The sequence below is a fragment of the Herbiconiux sp. UC225_62 genome, from assembly GCF_042694625.1.
In the GTDB taxonomy this organism is placed as follows: domain Bacteria; phylum Actinomycetota; class Actinomycetes; order Actinomycetales; family Microbacteriaceae; genus Herbiconiux.
The window spans coordinates 2,861,632-2,887,738 of record NZ_CP170551.1 but is presented as its reverse complement, the minus strand read 5'-3'; the positions used below and the strand labels follow the sequence as shown (position 1 = coordinate 2,887,738).

General features: G+C 70.1%; 17 protein-coding genes, 2 pseudogenes and 1 riboswitch. Of the genes and pseudogenes, 9 read left to right on the top strand and 10 right to left on the bottom strand.

The window, feature by feature from the left end; all coding sequences use genetic code 11:
- Positions 1 to 27 precede the first annotated feature (27 nt).
- Both ACFJGU_RS14065 and rsmI read right to left on the bottom strand, forming a co-directional pair.
- Positions 28 to 951, bottom strand: a complete 924-nt coding sequence (locus ACFJGU_RS14065) for an NADP-dependent oxidoreductase (protein ID WP_382304128.1) — start codon at positions 949 to 951, stop codon at positions 28 to 30.
- A gap of 87 nt (positions 952 to 1,038) precedes the next feature.
- Positions 1,039 to 1,863: a 16S rRNA (cytidine(1402)-2'-O)-methyltransferase gene (gene rsmI, locus ACFJGU_RS14060; RefSeq protein WP_382304127.1), complete on the bottom strand. Its 825-nt coding sequence runs from the start codon at positions 1,861 to 1,863 to the stop codon at positions 1,039 to 1,041.
- Between the two features lie 65 nt (positions 1,864 to 1,928).
- Here rsmI and ACFJGU_RS14055 point away from each other — a divergent pair, with 65 nt between their 5' ends.
- On the top strand, positions 1,929 to 3,602 hold the full coding sequence (locus tag ACFJGU_RS14055; RefSeq protein ID WP_382304126.1) for a dolichyl-phosphate-mannose--protein mannosyltransferase: 1,674 nt from the start codon (positions 1,929 to 1,931) through the stop codon (positions 3,600 to 3,602).
- Entirely contained in the window at positions 3,599 to 4,654 is a 1,056-nt protein-coding gene (locus tag ACFJGU_RS14050) for a YeiH family protein (protein WP_382310369.1), read from the top strand. Before ACFJGU_RS14055 ends, ACFJGU_RS14050 begins: the two co-directional genes overlap by 4 nt.
- A 23-nt stretch (positions 4,655 to 4,677) precedes the next feature.
- On the opposite strand, the gene ACFJGU_RS14045 is transcribed toward ACFJGU_RS14050, so the two are convergent.
- On the bottom strand, positions 4,678 to 4,992 hold the full coding sequence (locus ACFJGU_RS14045) for a DMT family transporter (protein ID WP_382304125.1): 315 nt from the start codon (positions 4,990 to 4,992) through the stop codon (positions 4,678 to 4,680).
- 15 nt (positions 4,993 to 5,007) lie between these two features.
- Positions 5,008 to 5,070: riboswitch (guanidine-III (ykkC-III) riboswitch) on the bottom strand.
- 136 nt (positions 5,071 to 5,206) lie between these two features.
- Between ACFJGU_RS14045 and ACFJGU_RS14040 the strand changes: the two genes are divergently transcribed.
- From ACFJGU_RS14040 to ACFJGU_RS14030, 3 genes are all read left to right on the top strand, one after another.
- Positions 5,207 to 6,496: an O-acetylhomoserine aminocarboxypropyltransferase/cysteine synthase family protein gene (locus ACFJGU_RS14040; protein WP_382304124.1), complete on the top strand. Its 1,290-nt coding sequence runs from the start codon at positions 5,207 to 5,209 to the stop codon at positions 6,494 to 6,496.
- A gap of 16 nt (positions 6,497 to 6,512) precedes the next feature.
- The gene (locus ACFJGU_RS14035) at positions 6,513 to 7,085 is read left to right on the top strand and encodes a CoA-binding protein (protein ID WP_382304123.1); all 573 of its coding nucleotides are present in this window, start codon (positions 6,513 to 6,515) and stop codon (positions 7,083 to 7,085) included.
- A 392-nt stretch (positions 7,086 to 7,477) separates the two neighbouring features.
- Positions 7,478 to 10,984 (top strand): BTAD domain-containing putative transcriptional regulator, encoded by a 3,507-nt coding sequence (locus tag ACFJGU_RS14030; protein ID WP_382304122.1) that lies wholly within the window; start codon positions 7,478 to 7,480, stop codon positions 10,982 to 10,984.
- On the opposite strand, the pseudogene ACFJGU_RS14025 reads toward ACFJGU_RS14030, so the two are convergent.
- From ACFJGU_RS14025 to ACFJGU_RS14015, 3 genes and pseudogenes are all read right to left on the bottom strand, one after another.
- Positions 10,981 to 11,797: pseudogene (locus ACFJGU_RS14025) on the bottom strand (ABC transporter permease). The gene ACFJGU_RS14030 and the pseudogene ACFJGU_RS14025 sit on opposite strands and share 4 nt — an antisense overlap.
- Complete coding sequence (locus ACFJGU_RS14020; protein ID WP_382304121.1) at positions 11,794 to 12,810, bottom strand: ATP-binding cassette domain-containing protein; 1,017 nt, start codon at positions 12,808 to 12,810, stop codon at positions 11,794 to 11,796. Before ACFJGU_RS14020 ends, ACFJGU_RS14025 begins: the two are co-directional and overlap by 4 nt.
- A 115-nt stretch (positions 12,811 to 12,925) precedes the next feature.
- Positions 12,926 to 13,528, bottom strand: a pseudogene (locus tag ACFJGU_RS14015) (RtcB family protein); the annotation flags it as partial.
- A gap of 916 nt (positions 13,529 to 14,444) precedes the next feature.
- Here ACFJGU_RS14015 and ACFJGU_RS14010 point away from each other — a divergent pair.
- The gene (locus ACFJGU_RS14010) at positions 14,445 to 15,356 is read left to right on the top strand and encodes a sulfurtransferase (RefSeq protein WP_382304120.1); all 912 of its coding nucleotides are present in this window, start codon (positions 14,445 to 14,447) and stop codon (positions 15,354 to 15,356) included.
- 65 nt (positions 15,357 to 15,421) lie between these two features.
- On the opposite strand, the gene ACFJGU_RS14005 is transcribed toward ACFJGU_RS14010, so the two are convergent.
- Both ACFJGU_RS14005 and ACFJGU_RS14000 read right to left on the bottom strand, forming a co-directional pair.
- Complete coding sequence (locus ACFJGU_RS14005) at positions 15,422 to 17,557, bottom strand: thioredoxin domain-containing protein (RefSeq protein WP_382304119.1); 2,136 nt, start codon at positions 17,555 to 17,557, stop codon at positions 15,422 to 15,424.
- 32 nt (positions 17,558 to 17,589) lie between these two features.
- Positions 17,590 to 18,309 carry a DUF1684 domain-containing protein gene (locus ACFJGU_RS14000; RefSeq protein WP_382304118.1) on the bottom strand — a complete coding sequence of 240 codons (720 nt, stop codon included), beginning with the start codon at positions 18,307 to 18,309 and terminating at the stop codon, positions 17,590 to 17,592.
- Positions 18,310 to 18,386: 77 nt separating this feature from the next.
- Here ACFJGU_RS14000 and hrpA point away from each other — a divergent pair, with 77 nt between their 5' ends.
- From hrpA to ACFJGU_RS13985, 3 genes are all read left to right on the top strand, one after another.
- Complete coding sequence (gene hrpA, locus ACFJGU_RS13995) at positions 18,387 to 22,511, top strand: ATP-dependent RNA helicase HrpA (protein ID WP_382304117.1); 4,125 nt, start codon at positions 18,387 to 18,389, stop codon at positions 22,509 to 22,511.
- 49 nt (positions 22,512 to 22,560) lie between these two features.
- Positions 22,561 to 23,766: an MFS transporter gene (locus ACFJGU_RS13990; RefSeq protein WP_382304116.1), complete on the top strand. Its 1,206-nt coding sequence runs from the start codon at positions 22,561 to 22,563 to the stop codon at positions 23,764 to 23,766.
- Positions 23,767 to 23,842: 76 nt separating this feature from the next.
- Positions 23,843 to 24,685 (top strand): aldo/keto reductase, encoded by an 843-nt coding sequence (locus ACFJGU_RS13985; protein ID WP_382304115.1) that lies wholly within the window; start codon positions 23,843 to 23,845, stop codon positions 24,683 to 24,685.
- 81 nt (positions 24,686 to 24,766) lie between these two features.
- Here the strand turns inward: ACFJGU_RS13985 and ACFJGU_RS13980 are convergent, their stop codons facing one another.
- Both ACFJGU_RS13980 and ACFJGU_RS13975 read right to left on the bottom strand, forming a co-directional pair.
- A complete protein-coding gene (locus ACFJGU_RS13980) occupies positions 24,767 to 25,756 on the bottom strand; it encodes an aldo/keto reductase (protein WP_382304114.1) in 990 nt (329 codons plus the stop codon).
- A 46-nt stretch (positions 25,757 to 25,802) separates the two neighbouring features.
- Positions 25,803 to 26,018, bottom strand: coding sequence for a hypothetical protein (locus tag ACFJGU_RS13975; RefSeq protein ID WP_382304113.1), 216 nt, complete (start codon positions 26,016 to 26,018; stop codon positions 25,803 to 25,805).
- Positions 26,019 to 26,107 lie beyond the last annotated feature (89 nt).

Here is a 26,107-nt window from a genome sequence, read left to right as displayed (position 1 = left end):
GACGAGTGGGGAGACGGATGCGCGGAGTCACTCCATCCGCAGCACGATCTTGCCGCGCACGTGCTGCTTCTCGAGGTGGTCGTAGGCCTCGGCCACGCGCTCGAGCGGATAGATGGTGTCGATCGGGATGCGCAGATCGCCTTCGACGATGAGGGCCGCGAGCTCGCTCAGCGTCTGCGCCCCACCACCGGCCGCGTTGCCCTCGAATTTCACTCCGTACTGCTTCACCGCGGCGAAGTCGGCGATGGTGTCGATGCGGTCCGGGCTGACGCCGAGCTCGATGGCGAGCGCGACGTTCCCGCTCCCGTGCGTGTCGATGAACGCGTCGACACCCTCGGGAACGACGGCGCGGATGCGCTCAGCCCCGCCGTCGCCGTAGCTCACCGGAATGATCTCGAGGCTGCGCAGGAAGTCGTGTTCTTCGTCCCGGGCCGTGCCGACGACCGTGGCGCCCGCGTGCCGTGCGAGCTGAGCGGCGAAGATCCCCACGCCCCCGGAGGCACCCGCCACCACCACGACGTCGCCCAGGTCGGCGCCCACGGCACGAACCGCCGCGAAGGCCGTGGTGCCGGCGACGTAGAGCGTGGCGGCCTCCTCCCAGGTGACGGTGGCCGGCTTCGGCACGACGTTCGCGGCCGGCACGACCACCTCGGTCGCCTGAGACGAGCGGTCGTCGCTGAAGCCGATGACCTCTTCGCCCAGGCCGATGCCTTGCACTCCGGCGCCGCGCGCCGTCACCCGGCCGGCGAAGTCGCTGCCCTGGCCAGAAGGGAACGTGGCGGGGAACACCGCGTCGAAGAGTCCGCGACGGATCGCTGCCTCACCCGGGTTGATGGAGGCGGCCACCACTTCCACGCGCACCTCGCCCGGTCCGGGTTCGGGCCGTGCCACCTCGACCACGCGAAGCACCTCTGCGCCGCCGTACCGATCGAATCGAACCGCTCTCGCCATCAGGTCCTCCTCCTACCGCCCACCACCTGCAACGCCCTCGCACGCCACCGTATGCCCGCTGCATCGCGGCAGCGAGCGCCAGTGGGATCAGGACGTCCGGCGGGCCGCCAGGGCACCCTCGTAGAGGTCGCGTTTGCCCAGGCCCGTGGCCTCGGCGATGCTCGTGGCGGCATCCTTCAGGCGGTAGCCGTCGGAGACGAGCTCGAGCACCTGCGCGATTCCCGAGGGGAGGTCGGCGACCAGTGCCTCAGCACCCGCCACGACGATGCAGATCTCGCCCTTCACCCCACCGGCCGCCCACTCGGCGAGCTCCGCCGCCGTGCCGCGCCGGGCCTCCTCGAACATCTTCGTCAGTTCGCGCACCACCACCACGCGCCGCTCGGCGCCCAGCACCGTCGCGAGGTCGGCCAGCGCGTCGGCCAGCCGGTTCGGCGACTCGAAGAACACCATCGTGCGCGGCTCGCGCTCGAGCATCCGGAAGGTCTGCAACCGCTCGCCCTGCTTGCGCGGCAAGAATCCCTCGAAGGTGAAGCGGTCGGTCGGCAGTCCCGACAGCGCGAGCGCGGTCACCACGGCCGACGGGCCCGGGATCACGGTCACGTCGACACCGGCCTCCACCGCCGCGACCACTAGCTGGTACCCCGGGTCGGACACCGTCGGCATGCCCGCGTCGGAGAGCAGTACCAGGTCCGTCTCCCGCGCCAGCTCCACGAGAGACGCGGACTTCTCGCGCTCGTTGTGCTCGTGCAGAGGGATGAGTCGGGGCCGGTTCTCGATGCCGAGTCCGCGCAGGAGTTTGGCCGTCACCCGGGTGTCTTCGGCCGCCACCACGGTGGCCTCGGAGAGCAGTTCGATCAGCCGCAGCGACGCATCCTTGAGGTTCCCGATGGGCGTCGCCGCAAGAATGAGCATGCCCACAGTCTCGCACTGCCGCCGCGCAGCCGATCGCGACCAGACGCACCCGTTAGCATGGCCCGGTGAGCACAGAGGTGACGACCCCGCCCGAGCCGGGGCGCGTGCCCGGCGGCGAGGATGACCGATCCGCTCCGGAGGCCGCTTCGGTCGCCGTCGCCGAGCCGATCGGCTCGCGCCTCGACGACTGGTGGCTGCGCACGGTCAGCACGCCGACGCGCCAACGCCTCTGGCGATGGGGCGGGCCCATCGCCGTCACGCTCCTGGCCGCCGTGCTGCGCCTGGTGAACCTGGCGCATCCGCACGCCATCGTCTTCGACGAGACCTTCTACGTGAAGGATGCCTGGACCACCTGGAACCTCGGGTACGAGGCATCCTGGCCCGCGAACCCCGACCAGCAGTTCGCGGCCGGTGACACGAACATCTTCCGCACCGATCCGTCGTTCGCCGTGCATCCGCCGCTCGGCAAGTGGATCATCGCCCTCGGGCTCGCGGTGTTCGGCGCCGACAGCTCCTTCGGCTGGCGCATCTCCGTGGCGGTCTGCGGCATCCTGCTGGTGCTGCTCACCACCCTCATCGCCACGAAGCTCTTCAAGTCGACGCTGCTCGGCACCATCGCCGGCTTCCTGCTCGCCATCGACGGGCACGCCATCGTGATGAGCCGTGTCGGCATCCTCGACGGCATCGTGGCGCTGTTCTGCCTGCTCGGCTTCGGCGCGATCCTGATGGACCGGCAGTGGCACGAGGGGCGGCTCGCCGCCGCGGTCGCCGCGCGCAGCGGTCCGCCAGGGCCCGACGGTGTGCGCTCACGCCCCAGCTGGGGTCCGGTCATCTGGTGGCGGCCCTGGCTGCTCGCGGCCGCGCTCGCCTTCGGCTTCGGCGGTGGGGTGAAGTGGTCGGCCTTCTACTTCCTGGCCGCTTTCGGCGTCTACCTGATCGTGGTCGACGCCCTGGCCCGGCGCCGGCTCGGCATCCCGTTCTGGTTCAGCGCGGCCGTGCTGAAGCAAGGTCCGGTGACCTTCCTGCTGCTGGTGCCGGTGGCCGCCGTGTCGTACTTCATCACCTGGATCGGCTGGTTCGCGACATCCGGTGGCATGTACCGCACCTGGGCCCAGACCTCGAACGGGGAGTGGACGGGCGCCCTCTCGTGGGTGCCGCTGTCGCTGCAGAACTTCTGGCATCTCGAGACGGCGGTGTACAACTACCACGTCAACGAGCACTCGCCGCATCCCTACCAGGCGAATCCGTTCAGCTGGCTGTTCCTGGTGCGGCCGACGCAGATGTACGTGCAGTCGGTCGACCCGAGCCAGTGCGGCGGGCAGACCTGCTACGAGAACATCACCTCGATCGCGAACCCGATCATCTGGTGGTGCGCCACGGCCGCGCTCTTCTACCTGGTCTACCGATTGGTGCGGAAGCGCGAATGGCAGGTGGGTCTCGTGCTCATGGGCATGGTGGCCGGATACCTGCCGTGGCTGCTCTACGTGAACCGCACGATCTTCCAGTTCTACACGATCGCGTTCGAGCCCTACATGATCCTGGGGTTGACCTTCGTGATCGGGCTCGCGCTCGGGTCGCGAGGCGATCCGAGGTGGCTGCGCACGCGCAATCTCGCGGTGGTGGGCGTCTTCCTGGGATTGTGCGTACTGGTGTCGGCCTTCTTCTATCCGGTGTGGGTCGGGATGCCTGTGCCGGCCTGGTTCCTGAGCCTGCACTACTGGCTGCCGACGTGGCGCTGACCGCCCGCGTCCCGTGGCTGGCGGGACTCGCGGTCGCGGGAGTCGCAGCGCTGGTGGCCTTCGGCATCCACCTGGCCGTCCCCGCCGTTCCGATGCTGACGGCGGCCGTCGGTCTCGGGATGATCGCGGGCCAGATCCCCGCTGCGCAGCGCGCTCTCGACGGTGTGCTGAAGCCGGGCCTCGCGATCGCGGCACGCCGGTTGCTGCGCATCGGCATCGTGCTGCTGGGTCTGAAGCTGAGCCTGGTCGACATCGCCGGCCTCGGCTGGGAGGCGATCGTCGTGATCGTGCTCATCGTGTCGATCACCTTCGTCGCCACCCTTTTCCTCGGCAAGCTCCTGCGCTTGCCCGGCACGCAGCCCATCCTGATCGCCGCCGGATTCTCGATCTGCGGCGCCTCCGCGGTCGGCGCGATGAGCGCCGTCACCCGGTCGAAGGATGAAGACACCGCCACCCCGATCGCGCTGGTCACGCTCTGCGGAACCCTCGCGATCTTCGTGCTGCCGGTGCTGCGCATCCCGCTCGGCCTGTCCGCGGAGGACTTCGGCGTCTGGGTCGGGCTGAGCGTGCACGACGTGGGGCAGGTCGTGGCCACCGCGCAGATCGCCGGGCCGGTCGCCCTGGCATCCGCCGTCGTGGTGAAGCTCACGCGGGTGCTGACACTGGCCCCGATGGTCGCGATCGTGGGGCTCGTGGAGCGGCGAGCGGACGCCCGGAACGCAGCGCTCGGCGTCGACCACCCCGATTACGTCGCCCGCCCTGCGGCGAAGCGCCCGCCGATCGTTCCGCTGTTCATCGCCGGATTCATCGGCGCCGTGCTGGTGCGCACATTCCTGCTCCCCTTGTTCGGCGATGCGGCGTCGGCGGGCATCCTGACCGCCGCCGACGTCGGGCAGACGATCCTGCTGGCGATGGCTCTGTTCGTACTCGGGTCGAACATCCGGTTCCGTGCGCTCGCCCGCACCGGCTGGCGAGCGCTGATCGTCGGCCTCGCGTCGTGGGTGCTCATCGCACTGCTGTCGCTCGCCGGAGTCGGGATTCTGTCGCTCTGAGCGGCGCGGCCCCCGGCATCGGCTCAGTGCAGGAGCTTGAGGCCCACCACGCAGGCCACGATCCCGAGCACGAGCAGCACCTTCACGAGCGAGAACGTCTCGCCGCCGAAGGCCATCCCGTAGCCGACCGTGAGCGCGGCGCCGATTCCTACCCAGACTGCGTAGCCGGTGCCGACCGGGATGCTCCGCAACGCGAACGCGAGTCCTGCCATGCTGGCGAGAAGCCCGCCCGCGAAGACGAGGCTCGGCCAGAGTCTGGTGAAGCCCTCGGACTTCCCCAGAGCCGTCGCCCAGACGGCCTCGAGAACACCGGATGCGATCAGAACGATCCACGACATGACAGTCCACTCCTCGTGGTCAGTCTTGTCGCTCTCCGGGTACTGCGCCCTCGTCCGGAGGCCGCTCGGCGGCCTTGCCTCCAGTGTGCCACGGCGCCCTGATCACCCCCTGTGCACCGCCACCGCTCCTCCACATCCGGAAGGCATCCGGAAGTTGTTACGGTGCGAGTCGACGACACCGTGGCCTGCCTCGCCTGGCTAGTACGGTGAATCCATGGCAGATCGCGAATACGGCTTCCGCACCCGGGCAATCCACGCGGGCAACATCCCCGATGCGGTGACGGGCGCGCGCGCCCTGCCCATCTACCAGTCGAGCGCGTTCGTGTTCGACGACACGGCAGACGCCGCGGCCCGTTTCGCCCTGCAGAAGTACGGCAACATCTACAGCCGCCTCGCGAACCCCACCGTGGCGTCCTTCGAAGAGCGCGTCGCCAGCCTCGAGGGCGGTCTCGGAGCCGTCGCCACGGGCAGCGGTCTGTCGGCGCAGTTCATCACCTTCGCCTCCCTCGCAGGAGCGGGAGACCACATCGTCGCGAGCGCGAACCTCTACGGCGGGTCCATCACGCAGCTGGATGTCACCCTCCGCCGCTTCGGCGTGGAGACCACCTTCGTGAACTCCTCCGATCCGGCCGACTACGCCGCAGCCGTCACCGACCGCACCAAGCTGATCTTCGCCGAGACCATTGCGAACCCCTCGGGCGAGATCGCCGACATCGAGGGCCTCGCCGTGGTCGCGCACGCCGCCGGTGTCCCCCTCATCATCGACTCCACCATCGCCACGCCCTACCTCAACCGGCCGATCGAGTGGGGCGCCGACGTGGTCATCCACTCGGCCACGAAGTTCCTCGGCGGCCACGGCACCACGCTCGGCGGTGTCGTGGTGGAATCGGGCCGCTTCGACTGGCACAGCGACCGCTTCCCCGCGTTCGGGCAGCCGGTGCCGAGCTACGGCGGCCTCCAGTGGTCGGGCAACTTCGGCGAATACGCGTTCCTCACCCGGCTCCGCGCCGAGCAGCTGCGCGACATCGGGCCGGTGCTCGCGCCGCACTCGGCGTTCCTGCTGGCCCAAGGCGTCGAGACCCTGCCGTTCCGCATGCAGGCGCACGTCGACAACGCGAAGATCGTCGCGGAATGGCTGGATGCCGACCCGCGCGTCGAGTACGTCAACTGGGCCGGCCTCCCCGCGCATCCCCATCACGAGCGGGCCGCGAAATACCTGCCGCTCGGGGCGGGGTCCGTCTTCAGCTTCGGCGTCAAGGGCGGGCGGGATGCGGGGCGCACCTTCATCGAATCGGTCGACCTCGCGAGCCACCTGGCCAACATCGGCGACGCGAAGACGCTGGTCATCCACCCGGCCTCCACCACGCACGCCCAGCTCACCGAGCAGCAGCTCGTCGACGGCGGCGTGCTCCCCGGGCTCGTGCGCATCAGCGTCGGCATCGAAGATCCCGACGACATCATCTACGATCTCGACCAGGCGCTCGCAACGGCGACCGCCGACTGACCGGCGCGGAGGAATCATGACCACCACCGAACTCGTCGCAACGCAGCTCACCAACGGCCTCACCTGCGAGCTGCCCGCCGACTCACCGCTGGCGAAGCTGCTCAAGTCGCAGCGCACCTGGGTGGGCCCCTCAGCCAAGGAGCGCCTGCGCATCCTCCGCAACGCCAAATCGGTCGCGATCGTGGGAGCCTCGCCGAACCCGGCCCGGTCGAGCTACTTCGTGGGCACCTACCTGCAGCAGTCGAGCGACTTCCGCGTGTATTTCGTGAACCCGAATGCCGACGAGATCCTGGGCCAGAAGGCCTACCCCGATCTGGCGTCGCTTCCGGAGGTGCCCGACATCGTCGACGTGTTCCGGCGCGCGAGCGACATCCCGGCGGTCATCGACGACGTGGTCGCCATCGGCGCCCCCACGGTCTGGGTGCAACTCGGCATCTGGAACCAGGAGGCCGCCGAGTACGGCGAGTCGAAGGGTCTCACCGTCGTGATGGACCGGTGCATCAAGATCGAGCACGCCCGCTTCCACGGCGGACTGCACCTGCTCGGCTTCGACACGGGGCAGATCTCGGCGCGCAAGACGATCAGGTAGCTGTGCTGGCTGCCGAGGGCGCCGTGCTTCGCGCGGCGTCCTCGGGCGTCGCCGGTCCCTGCCCGGCGCCGCGCGGCATGTTCGCGGGAGGTCGCTTCGCGGCCTCGCGCTCACCCTGGGTCGTCGAGTCGGGCCCGTTGCGGTCGTTCTCGATCCCACGTGTCCGGGCGCGGGAGGTCGCTTCGCGGCCTCGCGCTCGCCCTTAGTCGTTAAGGGAGCCCGTTGGGGTGGTTCTCGATCACATGGGCGTCGGCGCGGGAGGTCGCTGGCGCTGCTCCGGCTCGCTGTGAGTCGTCTAGTAGGGCCTCTTAGGCTCGTTCTCGTTCGCACCCGGCCGGGCGCGGGAGGTTGCGCCGCTGGTGGGTGGGAGGGCAGGAACTAGGCTTGCGGGAGTGAGCGAGCGTTCTGCTGCGGAGGGGCTGGCACCCGTGCGGGTGGCGGTGCTCGGCGCGGTCGCGGTGCGGACCGCTTCCGGGGCGTTCGTCGAACCCGCCGGCCATCGAGCCAAAGCGTTGCTGGCCGCGCTTGCGCTTGCCGCTCCCCATCCGCTCTCGGCGGATCGACTGATCGACGACGTCTGGCAGGACGGGTCGGCCCGCGGCTCGCGAGCCGCTCTGCAGACTCAGATCTCGCGCATCCGCTCGGCCCTCGGCGAGGACCTGATCGAATCGCTCCCGTCCGGCTACCGGCTCGCCGCGGCCACCGACGACATCGACCTCACCCTCGCCGAGAACCTCCTCCTCGCCGCGCGCTCGCACCTGGGCGAGCACCACCCGGCAGAAGCCGCGGCCGTGGCACGGTCAGCCCTGTCCCTCTGGCGCGGAGTTCCCGGTACCGACCTCGACACCGAGGAGCTCGCCTCCGCACTCGCCGAGCGGTCCGACCACGTGCTCGACGGACTGGAGAGCGTGCTCGCGACGTCCGCCCTCGCGCTCGGCCAGGCCCTCGACGCCGAGGAACTGGCCCGGCGCCTCTGCCTCCGATCGCCCTATGACGACAGCGCGCACCTCCTGCTGATGCGCGCCCTCGACGCCCAGGGCCGGTCGACCGAGGCGGTGAGCGTGTACGCCACTTTCCGCGAGCGGGTCCAGGATGCCTTCGGCACCAGTCCCGCCCTCGAGCTGCAATCGCTCAACCTCGATCTGCTGGCTCGCGACAGTTCGCACCCGAGCCGCCCGGCCGGCGACGCGGGCGGAGGGGCCGAACCCGCACGCGGGACCGGAGTTGCGGTCGGGGTCGATGGCGAGCGTCGCCGGTCTGCCGCAGGCGCGCAGACCTACCCCGCTGTCGCATCGCCCACCCCCACGGTCATCGAGACGCGGCAGCCCGCTCCGGCGTCCACCGTCGTCCCGTCCTCATCCGGTGGCCCACTCTCCCCCGCGTCGCCGCGTCGTGCCGCCGTCGCCCGCGGCATCCGGGCGGCCCCCAACGCTCTGATCGGCCGAGACGACGCCCTGCGGGAGATCGAGGAACTACTCGGCAGCTCCCGCGTCACCACCGTGCTCGGACCGGGCGGCCTAGGCAAGACACGCGTCGTGCACGAGATCGCGGCGCGCGCACTGACGAGCTATGACGCCGTGATCGTGGTCGAACTCGCGAGCGTGCGCAGCGCCGACGACGTGGTGTTCGCGATCGCCTCCGCGCTCGGCATCCGCGAGGTCGCGTCGAGCACGCGGATCGGCGACCGGATGGTGCGCGACGACCTGCGCGGCCGCATCGTGGCGCGGCTGGGCGATGCGCCGACCCTCCTCGTGCTCGACAACTGCGAGCACGTCATCGACGCCGCGGCCGAATGGAGCGCCTCGCTCACGGCCGAACTGGCCGGACTCACCATCCTCACCACCAGCCGCACCCCGCTCGCCATCTCGAGCGAACGGGTCTTCGCCCTCCCGCCGCTCGGGCGCACCGCTCCCACCGCCGCTGCTCCGAGCCCCGAAGACGACGCCGCGGTGCGGCTGTTCCTCGACCGCGCCACCGCCGCACGCCCCGACGCTGCACTCCCCCTCGACGCCGTGGCGCGGTTGTGCGCCCGGCTCGACGGCCTCCCGCTGGCCATCGAGCTCGCGGCCGCGCGCATCCGTTCCCTCTCGATCGACGAGATCGAACGGCGCCTCTCGAACCGCTTCGCCCTGCTGGCCGGCGGAGACCGCTCCGCACCCGAGCGTCACCGCACCCTGCTCGCCGTGATCGAGTGGAGTTGGAACCTCCTCGACACCGCGGAGCAGCGCGCACTGTCACGGCTCTCCGAGTTCGCCGACGGGTTCGCCGCGGAGGCCGCCGAGGTCGTGATCGGCTGCGCGGTCGACGACGTGCCCGACCTCCTCGACGGCCTGGTGGCGCAGTCGCTCGTGATGATGCGCGAGACCGAATCGGGCGTGCGCTATCGGATGCTCGAGACTGTGCGGGAGTTCGGCCAGCTCCAGCTCGACCGCGCCGGCACCCGTGGCGAGGTGCGGGAAGCCGTCTTCGACTGGGCCGACCGGTTCGCGCGCCACCTGCACCGCCGCACCGACGGCGTCGAACAGGTCGCCACCTTCACCACCATCGCCGTGGAGGAGGACAACCTCATCGACGTGCTGCGCCGGGCCATCGACGCCGAGCGCGCCGACATCGTGGTCTCGGTGTTCGCGCTCCTCGGCTACTACTGGTCGCTGCGAAGCGCTCACAGCGAAGTGCTCGCGTTCAGCAAGCCCGTGTTCGAGAGCATCCGGGAGTACGAGCCCGATCCCGAGAGCGTCGACCTGGTTGTCGCCGTGCTGGTCATCATCTCGATGACCACGATCCTCAGCGACATGCGCTTCGCGGTGCGCCCGAGGTCGCGGCTGCGCCGGATCGTGTCGAGCCGTGATGTCACCGATCCGCGATTGGCGGCCATGGCCGCCCTCGTGCTGAACGCGGGACACGAGGGCCGCACGATCGAACAGGTCGAGGCCGCCATCGCCTCCGAGGATCGGGGCACCGCGATGCTGGGCTCCATCATCGGGAGCGTCGCCGCCGAGAACGAGGGCCGGCGCGACGACGCCGTGGCCCTCGCCCGGAGCGCGGCCCGGATGGCGGACGCCCTCGGCGACACCTGGGGCGGCGCCATGGCGGGTCAGATGCTCGGCGCCTTGCACAGTCAGAGCGCCGAACCCGAAGAGGCGCTGCGCTGGGCCCGGAAGGCGCGGATCGGCCTGTCGAAGCTCGGCGCCACCGAAGACATCCGGCAGATCGAGTGGACGATCGCCACCAACGACATCGCCGTGGGCGCCTACGACGAGGCCCTCGAGCTCTTCGAGCGGCTGATCGAGTCGCCGGGCCGGGCCGACGGGATCGACATCGCGTCGATCGGGCTCGCCGGCCGCGCCGAGGTGCTCCGCGCCCGGGGCCACCTCGAGGAGGCGCGCGAGCAGCACTTGCAGGCTCTGGCGACCTTCGACCCTCCGCGGACCCGCTCGTCGCCATGGTTCCGCATCATGCTGTCGTCGGTGCTCTCGGCGCTCGTCATCGACGGCACGGGAACCCTGGAAGAACGCCGGCTCCTGGCACGCCGACTGCGCTCCCGCACGCTCGCGAGCCTGCGCTCACCGATCCCCTACGTCGACCGCCCGGTGCTCGGCGCATCCGTCATCGGACTGGCCGTCTGGGTGGAGGACACCGCCGCCGTCGACACGCGGATCGGCCTCGACCTGCTCGCCTACGCCGAGGTGATGGGTGCACGGCAGGACCCACCGGCCCTCCACCTGAGACCGCTGTTCGAGCGGTTCGAACGCCGCTTCGATGTCGACGAGATCACCGCGGCCCGCGCGGCCGCCGCCGCGGTGCCCCACGAGGAACGGCCCGAGCGCGTCGCAGCGCTGCTGCGCGCACCCGGGCCGTGGTCCTGGGGCTGGGACGGTCGGGACCCCCGCGAGGGCTAGGCCTTCTTCATGTAGGCCCGCACCGTGAGCGGCGCGAAGATCGCGACGATCACGGCCGCACCGAGCAGCGAGATCCAGGCATCCGCGGTCCACGCCCCGTTATTCGCGAGATCGCGCACCGCGGTCACCAGATGCGACACGGGGTTGATGTTCACGAACCACTGCAGGAACGGCGGCATCGTGTCGGGCGACACGAACGCGTTCGAGAGGAAGGTCAGCGGGAAGAGCACGAGGAACGAGATGCCCTGCACGCTCGAGGCACTGCGCGCAATGACCCCGAAGAACGCGAAGATCCAGCTGATCGCCCACGAGCTCACGATGACCAGCAGCCCGGCCAGGATGACGTTGCCGATGCCGCCCTCGGGCCGGTAGCCGAGCACGAAGCCCATCACGAAGGTGAGCGTGGTGGCGATCGCGTACCGCACCGTGTCGGCCAGGAGGGCGCCCGCGAGGGGCGCGATCCGGGCGATCGGCAACGACTTGAAACGATCGAACACGCCCTTGTCCATGTCTTCGCGCAATTGCACGCCGGTGACGACGGATGTCGTGATCACGGTCTGCACGAGGATGCCCGGGATGAGGGTGGGGAGGTAGTCCGCCACGCTGCCGGCGATCGCCCCCGCCGAAGATGTACGAGAACATCAGCGTGAAGATGATCGGCTGCAGCGTGACGTCGATCAGCTGCTCGGGCGTGCGGCGGATCTTGAGCAGCCCGCGCCAGGCCATGCTGAACGAGTTCTGCACGGTCTGGCCGAAGCTGACATGGTTCTTGAGGGTGCGGGAGACACCCGGGGTGATGGTGAGCGAACTCATCGCGCGTCCTCCAGTTCTCGTTCTTGGGTCGCCGCCGCCGCGGCGGCGTCGGCCTCCTCTTCTTCGGTGGCCGAGTGGCCGGTGAGCGCGAGGAACACCTCGTCGAGGGTGGGTTGCTGCACCGAGAGCTCGGCGACGGCGATCCCCTCCTGGCGGAGGCGCAGCAGCAGGTCGGTGACACTGTCGGGGTCGCTCATCGGCGCCGTGATGCGACCGGCCTCGGGCGAGAGCACCGATTCCACACCGAGCACGTCGAGGATGGCGAGGCGTGCGCGCTCGAGATTCGCGGCATCCGCGAGCTTGAGCAGCAGGGACGACGATCCGACAGAGCCCTTCAGCTCGTCGGCGGTACCTTCGGCCACCACGATGCCGCGGTCGATCACCGCGATCCGGTCGGCCAACTGGTCGGCCTCGTCGAGGTACTGCGTGGTGAGCAGCACGGTCGATCCGGTCGCCACCAGGCGGCGGATGGTGTCCCACATCTGGGCGCGGGTTCGCGGGTCGAGACCCGTGGTGGGCTCGTCGAGGAAGATCAGGGGCGGCTGTGAGATGAGGCTCGCGGCCAGGTCGAGGCGACGACGCATGCCGCCCGAGAAGTTCTTCAACGGACGCTTGGCGGCCTCGCTGAGACCGAACTCGTCCAGCAGCTCGGCCGACTTGCGCCGCGCATCCGCTCGGCTCAGGCCGTTCAGGCGGGAGAAGAGCACGAGGTTCTCGGTGGCGCTGAGCGTCTCGTCGACGCTGGCGTACTGTCCGGTGACGCCGATCAGCTGCCGCACGATCTGCGCCTCACGACGGATGTCGTGACCGAAGATCGTGGCGTCGCCGCCGTCGGGCTTGAGCAGGGTGGCGAGCATGCGGATCGTCGTGGTCTTGCCGGCTCCGTTCGGGCCGAGCACGCCGTACACCGTTCCGGTGCGCACGCTCAGGTCGACGCCGTCGACCGCCCTGTTGTCGCCGAACACCTTGACGAGGCCGTGGGCCTCGACCGCCCATTCTGTTGACTTCGGCATTCGATCTCCTTCCGATCGTTGTCGTGGGGTGAAGTTCTCTCCGAGTCTCCGGCGCTCCACTTACCGGGCGCTCACACGCCGCTGTCGTAGGGTGACAGCGGCGTGTAAGCGATAGTCAGTTGCCCTTGACGTTCACGAGCTGCCGGAGGGTGTGGCGGATGCGCACGAGGTCGCGTGCATCCTCCATCACCCGGTCGATCGGCTTGTAGGCCTGCGGGATCTCGTCGATGAAGGCATCCGTGTCGCGGAACTCGATGCCCGTCATCGCCTCCCGCAACTGCTCGTGCGTGAAGGCCTTCCGCGCCGCCGACCGCGAGAACTCTCGTCCCGCGCCGTGCGGCGAGGAGTTCAGGGCCAGCGGGTTGCCGAGCCCCTCCACCACGTACGACGCCGTGCCCATCGAGCCCGGGATGAGCCCGGGGGCTCCGTCGGTCGCGATGATCGCGCCCTTCCGGGAGACCCAGACGTCCTTGCTGAAGTGCCGCTCCTTCTCGGTGAAGTTGTGGTGGCAGTTGATCCGCTCGCGCTCGTCGACCGCCACGCCCATCCACGCGCTCACCTGGCGCACGACGCGGTCCATCATCTCCTCACGGTTCAGCAGCGCGTAGTGCTGCGCCCACCGCAACTCGGCGATGTACCGGTCGAACTCCTCGGTGCCCTCGACCAGGTAGGCCAGGTCGGGGTCGGGCAACGCGATCCAGTACTGCTGCTTCCCGCGATGCGCTGACCTCCGGCCAGAGCATCGCTCACTGCCGGCGCCGCCGCTTCTGCGGCGCCGGGCGACATGTTCCCGTGGGGTCGGAGAGCCCGGCCTGCGGTCGGACCCTCCGGCCCCGCACTTACCTTGGGTCGTCGAGCGCGGCCCGCGGCCTGCCATCTCGATCCCCGAACAGTTCGGGACGCTTCAGCCGTGCTCTCGCTCCTCAAGCAGTCCGCGACGCTTCGGTCGTGCCCTCGGTCCCGACGCAGCCCGGGGCGCTAGAAGCACGGTCTCGTTTCGCCAGCGGGTGGGAACCTGAGGGGAAGCCGCGGGCCGCGCTCGATGACCCAGGGTGAGGCCGAGGCCGCGTCAGCGACCTCAGCCGAACATGTCGCCTCGCGCCGCAGAAGCGGCGGCGCGAGCAAGAGCAGCGAGACGACCGGGGGCCGGCTCGCCGCGGGACACAGATGAACGGCATGGTCGAGGTCGTGAGGGCCTGGGCCCTCGCGTTCTCGTCCAGGATGCTTGCCCAGGAGAACAAGCGGTCAGTGATCTTTTCCATGATCCTTTCTCTCTGGTGTGCCCAGGGTGTCCGGGGCCGCCGGCCCGGGTGGGCGAGAGACGGGAGGCATGAAAAAAGCCCCGGACCACGACGGGTGCGGGGCGATCGGGCGTGCCAGGCCTAGATCGTGTGCACCACGTCGACGTGCTGAAGGATGCGCTCGTCGCGCTTCGTGAGCTGGTAATCGCGGTTCGTGCTTTTCACGAGCTCTGTCCTTCCGGTGCTGGGGTGGGGATGCCGCGGGTGCGCGGCCTCGCCACGTTAGCCGTCGCATCCGGATGCTCGCCAGGTCGTGCGACGCACCGTTACGCTCTCGTTACTTTCTGTTGCAATGCCCAGCCCCGTGTCGGTGGGAACGCCTAGCGTGGAGCCGTGACCACAACCGACAGCCCTCGCCTCTCGCCCCTGCTGACGTCGCCCCTCGTGTCGACGCAGTGGCTGGCCGATCACCTCGGGTCGGAGGGTCTCGTCGTGCTCGACGCGACCGTGCTGTCGATCCCGTCTCCGTCCACGGCCGGCAGCGCCTGGCTCAGCGGCCTCGACCAGTACCTCCTCGCCGGGCACGTCCCCGGCGCGGTCTTCGCCGACCTGCTCGAGGTGTTCTCCGACCCGGACGGGTCGTTCGGTTTCGCGCGCCCCTCGCTCGCCCAGTTCGAGGAGGCGGCGGCATCCGTCGGTGTCGACAACGACACCAGTGTCGTGGTGTACGACTCGGTCGCCGGTCAGTGGGCGGCGCGGCTCTGGTGGCTGTTCCGCGCCTTCGGCTACGACCGGGTCGCGGTGCTCGACGGCGGTTTCGCGAAGTGGAGCGACGAGGAGCGCCCCATCGAGACGGGCAACGTGCTCCCGTCGTCGGGAGCGGTGTTCGTCGGCGTCGAGCGTCCGGAGCTCTGGGCCTCGAAGGCCGAGGTTGAGGCGATCGTGGCGGGCTCGACGGAGGTTTCGGCCACCCTCGTGTTCGCCGGGCCGCCGAGCGACTTCACCGGCGAGACCTCGCCACGCGCCCGAGCCGGACACATCCCCGGCAGCGTGAGCGTGCCGGCCGTTCGCCTTGCCGACCGTTCGACGAAGGCGCTGCTCAAGGGCGACGCCCTCCGGGAGAAGTTCGTGCCGGCGCTGGCAAGCGACCCCTCCCGGGTCGTGACATACTGCGGCTCGGGTATCGCCGCGGCATCCGCTGCCCTGGCACTCGCGGTGCTCGGCGAGGAGCGGGTCGCCGTCTACGACGGCTCCCTCAACGAGTGGGCCGCCGACCCCGACGCTCCCCTTCAGACTCTGGTCTGAGTTCCCGCACTTCTTGCCCCTAACGGCCCTTGATTCCGGATTTTGGGGCGGGTGGGAGCAAGAAGTCAGGCTTGAAGGGCCGAGGCGGAGGTCGCGGGGAGGCGGCAGACGAAGTCGAAGCAGCGGTAGGCCGTCGGACGCCCGTCGCGGGTCACGCGGTCGGCGAAGAGTTCGAAGCCACCCTCCGCGAGCATCCGGGCTTCCGCTTCGGTCGCGACGGCGACGACATTCGCCCCCGACCACATCCGCACCGCCGCGCGGAGACCGTCGGCCTGCATGGCGGCGTCGGGATCGGCGGCATGAGGAGGTTCCGCGTCGAGACCAGGACCGGCGTCGGGCTCGATGAGCACGAGCTGCTCGTCGGGGCGCGCCGCTCGCGCGAGCAGTTCGAGCGTGGCGCCGAACGAGATCGGGCGCGCCGCCGCCTCGGCCGCGAGCGGCGCGAGCGCGGCGAGCGCCGCCTGACGGTAGCGTGACTCGGCGGTGAGCGCGTGCAGCAGCAGAGCAGCGGATGCCGTCGCGCTCGTTCCCGAGGGATACGCACCCTCCGACGGGTCGAGTTCCACCGCCAGCCCCTGAGCCCGCAGCACCGGATCGCCCCCACCGGGCGCGCGGAACACGGGGGCGGGGGCGGTCGCGGCGCCCGCTTCCGCCGTGTCGGCGCCCACCGGGGCGCCGCCAACCGCGGAGTCGCCGAGGACGTCGCGTTCTGTCCCCTCCTCAGTGCTGGCGTCGTGCTCTCGGACACCGGGACCGGTGCCGACGCCCACCGCATCCCCCTGGATCGACGCGGGCGCGCCGCCAGCCGGTGCGGCCGCATCGAGGGCGGCCTCGTCGATCACGGCGTCGACGAGCATGCGGCCCACCATCGCGTACCGCACCGACCCCGTGACCACGGCCAGCCGGAGCAACCCGTCGGCGAGCATCCCGTAGTCCTCGAGGGTCGCTGCGGCGGTCGACACCCGCCCGTCGATCGAGGCCCGCACGAGCCGGGTACCGACCGCGCCCCCGCCACCGTCCGCCATGTGCGCCTCGATGAGGTAGTCGGCCGCGTGCTCCGCCGCCATCGCCCAGTCGTCGCGGCCGAACACCAGCGAGGCGCGGGCGAGCGCTCCGATCGCCAGGCCGTTCCAGCCCGAGAGCACTTTCTCGTCGAGAGCCGGAGGCACCTGCCGCGAGCGCGCCTCAGCGCCGAGCTTGTAGTACCCGCCCTCGACCCGCGATCCGTCGACCGTGCTCTCCGAGTCCTGCGCCGACGCGAACCCGCCCGAGGGCAGCTGCATCACGTCGAGGAGGAAGCGCGCGATCCCCTCCGCCGCCTCCCGGGCCCACGGAAGCGCGGGGTCACGGGCCCACTGCGCGGTGTAGGCGTCGAGCAGCAGGGCGTTGTCGTAGAGCATCCGCTCGTAGTGCGGCTCGGTCCAATCGCGCCGGGTCGCGTAACGGAAGAACCCGCCCTCGACGGCGTCGCGCAGCTCCGATCCCGCCATGACCGCGAGCATCCGCGTCGCCAACCCGGTCGACTCCGGCGTCCCCGCCTCGAGCAGGAACCGCAGCACCGGCGCCACCGGGAACTTCGGGGCTCCGCCGAACCCGCCGAACTGCCGGTCTTCGTACTGCCCGAGCTCGGCGACGATGGCGTCGAACGGCACGCTCGCCGGGTCGAATCCCGCCGCGTCCGGCCCGCCGGCGAGCGCCTCCTGGCCGGCGGCGAGCGCCGAGGCCACCTGCTCGGCCGAGAGCAGCACGTCGGCGTTGCGGGTGGTCCAGGCATCCGTCACCGCCTCGAGCACCTGCCGGAACGACGGATGCCCCTGCACCGGTGTCGGCGGAGAGTACGTTCCGCCGTAGAAGGCCTTGCCCTCGGGCGTGACGAAGACGTTGAGTGGCCAGCCCAGGTCCTGGGTGAAGGCCCCGGCGGCCGCGAGGTAGACGGTGTCGACCTCGGGATGCTCCTCCCGGTCGACCTTGATCGCCACGAAGTGCTCGTTGAGGTAGGCAGCCAACACCGGATCGCTGAACGACTCGCGCGCCATCACGTGGCACCAGTGGCAGGTGGAGTAGCCGATCGACACGAGCACGGGGACGCGCCGGGCGCGAGCGGCGGCGAACGCCTCGTCGCCCCAGGGGAACCAGTCGACCGGGTTCTCGGCGTGCGAGCGCAGATACGGGCTGATCGCATGGGCCAGGCGATTCGTCATGCCTCCAGCCTCCCACTCGGCGCGACGACGCCCTAGCGGGTCAGGAGGTTTTTCTCGCCCGCCCGGATCGGCATCGACAAGCGGTTCTGTAAGGGTGGCAGAGCGCAGACGTAGAAGTCGGCGAAGACGCAGGGTGGGAGATAGGCGCGATTGAAGTCGACCTCGATCTCGTCGGTGCCCGGTTGGCCATGCAGCCGGAGGAAGCGGAAACGATAGGTCTCGTCGCCACTCGTCGCATCCGAGAACACCACCTGCATGCTGTGGCGCGCCCCGGTGGCCACGAATTCCACCGGCTGACCGTCGATCTCGAGAGCGACCGTCCCGGCCAACGACTGATTCTCGACATAACCGTCGATCTCCTCGACGGCCAGGGTCTCGCCGTCCGCCGCCGGGGTGAAGCGACCGGTGAGCACCCATGCCTCATCCGGAATATACGCATCGATGTCGGCCACGGCCGCGCGGGTCGGAGCATCCGGATCGAGAATCCGGAGGGCCACCTCGTCGTCGCGACGGAAATGCCGGAGCACCCGACCGCCCAAGAGAACCTCTCCACCCTGCTCGATCGTGAAGTCGTCGCCCACGATGTCGGCGCCGTCGAGGTACCACTCGCCGTCGAGGCCCTCGATCCGCTGCGGCTCGGGCGAGAGCCAGTGCGTCGCGACGAGCGACGCGAGGCCGTGCGGGCCGGTGATGGTGCGCATCCGCGCCGTGTGCCAGTTCTGCCAGGACTCGTCGAACTCGTGCTGCGTCACCGTCCGAGCCTACGCCGCGTGGCAGGGTCTCGGTCGGAGCGCCGCTGGTCCCGGGTTCGTCGTACGATGTAAGGCTGATGTCTGCCCCCACTCCCCTTCGCATCGTGTTCCCTCCTGAGCTGCCGGTCAGCCAGAAGAAGGACGACATCGCGCGCGCCATCCGCGACAACCAGGTGGTGATCGTGGCGGGCGAGACCGGTTCGGGCAAGACCACGCAGCTCCCCAAGATCTGCCTCGAACTCGGCCGACAGAACATCGGGCACACCCAGCCCCGTCGCCTCGCAGCGCGCACGATCGCCGAGCGCATCGCGGAGGAGCTCGGCCAGGAGGTCGGCGGCCTCGTCGGCTACCAGGTGCGGTTCACCGACAAGGCGTCGGCGTCGACCCGCATCAAATTGATGACCGACGGCATCCTGCTCAACGAGATGAACCACGACCGGCTGCTGAGCCGCTACGACACGATCATCATCGACGAGGCGCACGAGCGCAGTCTCAACATCGACTTCCTGCTCGGCTACCTCAAACAGCTGCTTCCGCGCCGACCCGACCTCAAACTCATCATCACGAGCGCCACCATCGATCCCGAGAGCTTCGCCCGGCACTTCGCGGATGCCGCGGGCGAGCCCGCGCCGATCGTCGAGGTCTCGGGTCGCACCTTCCCGGTCGAGATCCGCTACCGTCCGCTCGCCCCCGATGCCGAGGACGACGACGAGGCCGACACCGACGTCGACGCTCCCTCGACGGCGGCTGCCGAGCGCTCATCCGCAGGTATGGGCAGAATCGGTGGCGCGGATTCCCGCCACAACATGCGGATGAATGCCGCAGGCGGGCAGCGCGGAGGTGGCTCGGGCGGGAGGGGCGGGGCAAGCGGGAGCGGCGGCGGTCGCGAGCGCGATCCCAAAGACCTCTTCGAGGCGATCGGCGACGCGCTCGACGAGCTCGCGCGTGAGAAGCCCGGCGACGTGCTCGTGTTCCTCTCAGGCGAGAACGAGATCCGCGACGCCGAGGAAGCACTGCGCGGCCGCCTCGCCTCGAGCGGGCGCGCCGGCGAGACCGAGGTACTCCCCCTCTACGGGCGACTGAGTGCCGCCGACCAGCACAAGGTGTTCCAGCGCTCGAGCACTCCGGGCATCCGCCGCCGCGTCATCCTCTCCACCAACGTGGCCGAGACCAGCCTCACCGTGCCGGGCATCAAGTACGTCATCGACTCCGGCACCGCGCGCATCAGCCGCTACTCGGTGCGCTCGAAGGTGCAACGGCTGCCGATCGAGCCGATCTCGCAGGCGAGCGCCAACCAGCGCAGCGGTCGCAGCGGACGAACCAGCGACGGCATCGCCATCCGGTTGTACTCCGAAGAGGACTACACGCGCCGGCCCGAGTTCACCGATCCGGAGATCCTGCGCACGAACCTCGCCGCGGTCATCCTGCAGATGATCTCGCTCGGCCTCGGCGACATCGCCGCGTTCCCTTTCCTGCAGCCGCCGGACTCGCGCGGCATCAAGGACGGCCTGGACCTGCTCGCCGAGTTGGGCGCGGTGCGCGCCGCGAACAGTGGCGCGAAAGCCGGCAACACGGCCCCCGAAGTCGGCCCCACGCTCACGAGGATCGGCCGCGACCTAGCGCGTCTGCCGATCGAGCCGCGGTTCGCCCGAATGGTGGTGGAGTCGAAGCAGAGCAACACGAGCCGCGAGGTGCTCGCGATCGTCGCCGGACTCACCATCCAGGATCCGCGCGAACGCCCCCTCGAGAAGCGCGGCCGCGCCGACGAGCTGCACGGGCGCTTCGTCGACCAGACCAGCGACTTCCTCACCCTGCTCAACCTCTGGAACTACCTTGAGGAGAAGCAGCGTGAGCTCTCCTCGAGTGCGTTCCGGCGGCTCTGCAAGGCCGAGTTCCTCAACTACCTGCGCATCCGCGAGTGGCAGGACGTGTACCGCCAGCTCCGCCAGCTCGCGAAGCCGCTCGGACTCACGATCGGCGAGCCCAGCGTCAACCCCGACGGCATCCACAAGTCGATCCTCTCGGGACTGCTCAGCCAGATCGGGCTGCGCGACCAGGCCAAGCGCGACTACCTCGGTGCCCGCCAGACCCGGTTCATGATCTTCCCCGGATCGGCCCTCGCGAAGAAGCAGCCGAGCGCGGTGATGAGCGCCGAATTGGTGGAGACGAGCCGCCTGTTCGCCCGGATGAATGCCGCCATCGACCCCGCGTGGGCCGAACCGCTCGCGGGCGACCTGCTGAAGCGCAGCTACTCCGAGCCGCACTGGGAGAAGAAGCAGGGCGCGGCAGTGGCCTACGAGCGGGTGACGCTCTTCGGGGTGCCGATCGTGCCTCGGCGGCGCATCCAGTTCGCCCGGGTCGACCCGGAGTACGCGCGGGAGCTGTTCATCCGGCACGCGCTGGTGGAGGGCGACTGGGAGTCGCAGCAGGCCTTCGACCGGGCCAATCGGGCGTTCCGGCGCGACCTCGAGCAGCTCGAGGAGCGGAGCCGCCGGCGCGACATCCTGCTCGACGACGAAGCGGTGTTCGAGTTCTACCAGGCACGCATCCCCCGCGACGTGATGTCGCAGCGCACCTTCGAGGGGTGGTGGAAGAAGGCGCGGCACGACGACCCCGAGCTGCTCACGATGACGCTCGACACGCTCCTGCCGGAGGGCGCGCCGGAGGTCGACGAGACCGAGTTCCCGGCGCAGTGGCAGCAGGGCGACCAGCGGCTCGCGCTGCGCTACCGATTCGAGCCGGGCGCCGACGACGACGGCGTGACCGCGACCGTGCCGCTCGCCCTGCTGCCGCGGCTCGACCCGGTGGCCTTCGAGTCGCAGGTGCCGGGATTCCGGCAGGAGCTCGTGACCGCGCTCATCCGCTCGATGCCCAAGCGGCTGCGCGTCAACTTCGTGCCGGCCACCGACTGGGCGGTGCGCCTGCTCGCCGAACCCGGCCCCGACCCGGTCGACGGATCGAATGCGACGAGCGGGTTCCTCGCGCGCCTCGCGGCCCTGATGACACGGCTCGCGCACGTGCCCGTCACTGCCGACGACTTCGACCGCGAGCGGTTGCCCGACCACCTGCGGGTGACGTTCCGGGTGGTCGACGAGCGCGGCGCGACCGTCGGCGCGGGCAAAGACCTCACGGCCCTGCAGGCGCGGCTGGCCGAGCCTGCCCGGGCGAGCATCGCGCGACTGTCGAGGGCTGCCAGCACGGGCGACTCCGGCAGCGGCTCCCGCGCGGCCTCCCGCGGCGGCGCCGACGGCGACCGCGACCGCGACCGGGCGGCCGGCACCGGCCCCGCCGCGGCCGATGCCGTGGCTCGCGTCGCCGGCGCGGCATCCGGCGGCGCGGTCGAGCGCAGCGGCCTCACCGACTGGACCATCGGCGACCTGCCCCGCTTCGTCGACACCCGGCAGCACGGCGGCGTCATCCGCGCCTACCCGGCCCTCGTCGACGAGAAGTCGAGCATCGGCGTGCGTCTCATGGCCACCGCCGAGGAGCAGGCCCGCGCGACACCGGCCGGGGTGCTGCGGCTGCTGCTGCTCGCGGTGCCGAGTCCGGCATCCTACGTCCGGGAGCATCTGACCCAGAACGAGAAGCTGCTGCTCGCCACCAGTCCCTACCAGAACGTGCAGGCGCTCTTCGACGACGCGATGCTCGCCTGCGCCGACGAAGCACTCCGGGCGCTGTACCCCGACGGCCTGCTCTGGACCCGCGCCGACTTCGACGCCGTGCGCGACCGTCTCTCGGCGGCCGTGCTGCCGCTGCTCGACCAGACCGTCGCGACGGTCGTGCGCATCCTGAACGGTGCTCGCGATGCCGACCGCGCCCTGAAGAAGGTCACCAGCATGGCCCTCCTTCCCGCGATCACGGATGCGCGCGAACAGCTGGCCGCGCTCGTCCGACCCGGATTCATCAGCCAGACCGGGTTGGCACGCCTCGGACACCTCCCCCGCTATCTCGCCGGCATCACCTACCGGCTCGAGAAGCTCCCCGACAATCCGGCCCGCGATCGCGCCTGGATGAACGAGGTGCAGACGGCGACCGAACGTCTCGTCGACGCGGGAGGAAGCATCCCGCTCCGGCCGCACGCGCCCGAGAACATCGTGCGGGCCCGCTGGCTCATCGAGGAACTCCGCATCGGCCTGTTCGCACAGCCCCTCGGCACGGCCGAGCCGGCCTCCCTCCAGCGCATCACCAAGCTGCTGGCCTGACCTCCGGTCGGGACGGCATCCCGGCAATACCACGTAGACTCGTTCGGTTATGAGCAGCTACACCTCCCTCCTGAAGACGCGCGGCGTCGCCCGCATCATCGCTGCTCAGCTCACCGCTCGTTTCCCGTTCGGGATGCTCTCCCTCGCGTTCCTCCTGCACATCGAGCACACCTACGACTCCTACGGCGTCGCGGGCCTCGTGCTCGCCGCGCTCAGCATCGGGCAGGCCATCGCGGGCCCCCTCACCAGCCGGCTCATGGGCGTCTGGGGCATGCGCCGCGTCATCCTGCTCACCATGATCATCTGCGCGATCGCCATCTCCGCCATCGCGCTGCTTCCCCTGTCGATCCCGGCCGCGATGTCGGTGGCCTTCGTCGCCGGCCTCACGATGCCGCCCATCCAGCCGGCCGTGCGCACCATCTACCCGAAGATGGTCAACTCGAAGCAGCTCACCCCGCTGTTCTCGCTCGACGCCTCGGCTCAGGAGATCATCTGGGTGCTCGGTCCCGTCATCACGACGTTCGTGTCGATCCAGATCGGCACGGTCTGGGGCATCCTGCTCGCCGTCGCCTTCCTCGTGGGCGGCGGCATCTGGTTCCTCACCAGCCCCGAGCTCGGCCGTGTGCGCATCCCGCGCTCGAAGCGCAAGCTCGGCGCGGTGCTGAAGAAGCCGGCGGTGCTGCTGGCCACCATCGTCGGGTTCCTGCTGGTCGCCACCTGCGCCGCCATCGAGGCGGGCGTCGTCGCGACCTTCGGCGAGGGCGGCGCGGAAGCCGGCATCGTGCTGGCCGTCTTCGCGATCGGCTCCCTCGTCGGCGGTCTCTCGCTCGGCCACAAGCCGATCGGACCCTGGGCGCTCGCCCGCCGCATGGCCATCGTGTTCGTGGGAACCGCGATCGCCGCCGCGTCGCTCAACATCTGGTGGCTCGCCGTCACGCTCTTCATCGCCGGCATCGGCATCGCGCCCGCTCTCGCCGTGATGTTCGCGATCGTCTCGGTGAGCGTGCGCTTCAGCGACACGGCCGAAGCGTACGGCTGGGTCGGCACGGGCCAGCTGATCGGAGCAGCGGTCGGATCGGCACTGGCCGGCTTCCTGATCGACGGCGTCGGTGCGATCGGCGCCTTCGTGGTGGCCGCGGCGCTCGCTCTCCTCGGCTTCCTGGTGCCCCTGCTCGGCAAACGCTTCCACCCCGACCTCCGCGGTCGCGACGCGAGCCCCATGCCCGACACGGAGCCCGTGCAGCTGACCGGCTGATCACCCAGCCGCCGGGGTGCCCCGACGCCGGAGCCCCGTCGCCGGAGCGCTCACCCGCCCGCGGGATAATCGACTCATGGTCGACGCGCTCTCCCCCACGCTCCCCCTCAACGACGGCCGGAGCATCCCACAGCTCGGACTCGGCGTCTACAAGACGACCGATGCCGAAGCCGCGGATGCGGTCGAGTTCGCCCTGCGCAACGGGTACCGCCTCGTCGACACGGCGGCGATGTACCTCAACGAGAAGGGCGTCGGCGAGGGGGTGCGCCGCAGCGGCCTGGCGCGCGAGGACGTCTTCGTGACCACCAAGGTGTGGTTCACCGAGAACGGCTACGACAGCACGCTCCGCTCCTTCGACGAGAGCCTCGAGCGGCTCGGCGGCGACTACGTCGACCTCTACATGATCCATTGGCCCGCGCCCGCCAACGACCTCTACGTGGAGACCTGGCGAGCACTCGAGCGACTGGCTGCCGAGGGTCGGGCGCGCTCGATCGGCGTCGCGAACTTCCACCCGAAGCACCTCGACCGGCTGATCGCCGAGACGGGCACGACACCCGCCGTCAACCAGGTCGAGCTGCACCCGTGGCTTCCGCAGGCGGAGGTTCGCGCCCATGACGCGAGTCGCGGCATCCTCACCCAGGCCTGGTCCCCGCTCGCGCGGGGCCACGTTCTCGATCCGGCGCACGGGGGCGCGGTACTGGCCGCGCTGGCGCGTAAGCACGGCAAGAGTCCGGCCCAGATCGTGCTGCGCTGGCACGTGCAACTCGGGGTCTCCGTCATCCCGAAGTCGGTGACGCCTGCGCGCATCCTCGAGAACATCGACGTCTTCGACTTCACCCTCGACACCGACGACCTGGCCCTCATCGCCTCCCTCGCCAGCGGCGAGCGCACAGGCGTCGACCCCGACGACCGCAACTGAAGCCGACACCTTCCTGCCCCTTACGGCCCTAAATCACGGGGTTTAGGGCCGTTAGGGGCCAGAAGTCGGGGTGGGGTGTGGCTACCAGCGCGGGTGGATGGCCTCGCGGAAGTAGCGGTCGTAGATGTCGTGCACTCCCGCATCGAGGGCGGGCGGCACCACGAGGGCGCCGGCGGCGGCGTTGGACTCGGCCTGGGCCCGGTTGCGGGCACCTGGGATGACCGAGGTGACGCCGGACTGGCTCGCGATCCAGGCGATCGCGGCGGCCGCAGGCGGCGTGCCGGGCATCGTCGACTCCACGAGCGCCGAGAACTCGCGCGCGGCCGCGACCCCCTGCTCGTAGTCGACGCCGGAGAAGGTCTCGCCCACGTCGAAGCTGCCGCCGTCGCGGTTGTAGTTGCGGTGATCGTTCGCCGCGAACGCGGTGTCGGCGGTGTAACGTCCCGAGAGCAGGCCCGACGCGAGCGGCACCCGCGCGATGATGCCGACGCCCGCGGCCTGCGCGGCGGGGAGGACCTCGTCGAGCGGCTTCAACCGGAACGCGTTCAGGATGATCTGCACGCTGGCCGTTCCGGGCCGCGCGATCGCCGCCAATGCCTCGGCGGTGGTCTCCACGCTGACGCCGTAGTTCGCGATCGCACCCTCGTCCACGAGCGTGTCGAGTGCGTCGTACACCGCATCGCTCGAGAAGACGGGCGTGGGCGGGCAGTGCAGCTGGACGAGATCGAGACGGTCGACCCCGAGGTTGGCCCGTGAACGGTCGGTCCACGCCCGGAAGTTCGCGAGCGTGAACTCGCCCGGCTCCTGCGGTCCGCGGCGCCCCATCTTCGTGGCGACCGTCAACGGTGCCGAAGGGTTCTCGCGCCGGAACGTCCCGATCAGCGTCTCGCTGCGCCCGTCGCCGTAGACGTCGGCCGTGTCGAAGAAGGTGACGCCGGCATCGACGGATGCCCCGAGCACGTCGAGCGCGGCCGTCTCGTCGACGTCACCCCAGTCCGCTCCGAGCTGCCAGGTGCCGAGGCCGACGATGGATACCGGACGGCCGGTTCTGCCGAGAATGCGTTGCTCCATGATGCTTCGAGCGTATCGCGGTCCGGCCGAACGGCACCGCGCACGATCAGTCGCGCAGCTTCTCCTTGTACTCGTTCTTGGCCTCGGTGGCGTCGCGTTCGGCTTCGGCGCGCTTGACGTCGCTCTCGGCCCGCTTGACCTCGGCGTCGGCCTTCAGTTCGTCGATCTTGTCCTCGACGCGGTCCTTGGCGTCTTCTGCGGCCCGCCCGATCTTCTTTCCGGTGGCTTCTGCCGCGTCTTTCGCATCGTCGATGAATCCCATGTTGGTCTCCTTCCGTCGGTGTCTTCACCCTAGAACGGGCCCGTCGAAGCCGCTCGAGGATGTCAGACGGCTCTCAGCAGACGCTCAGG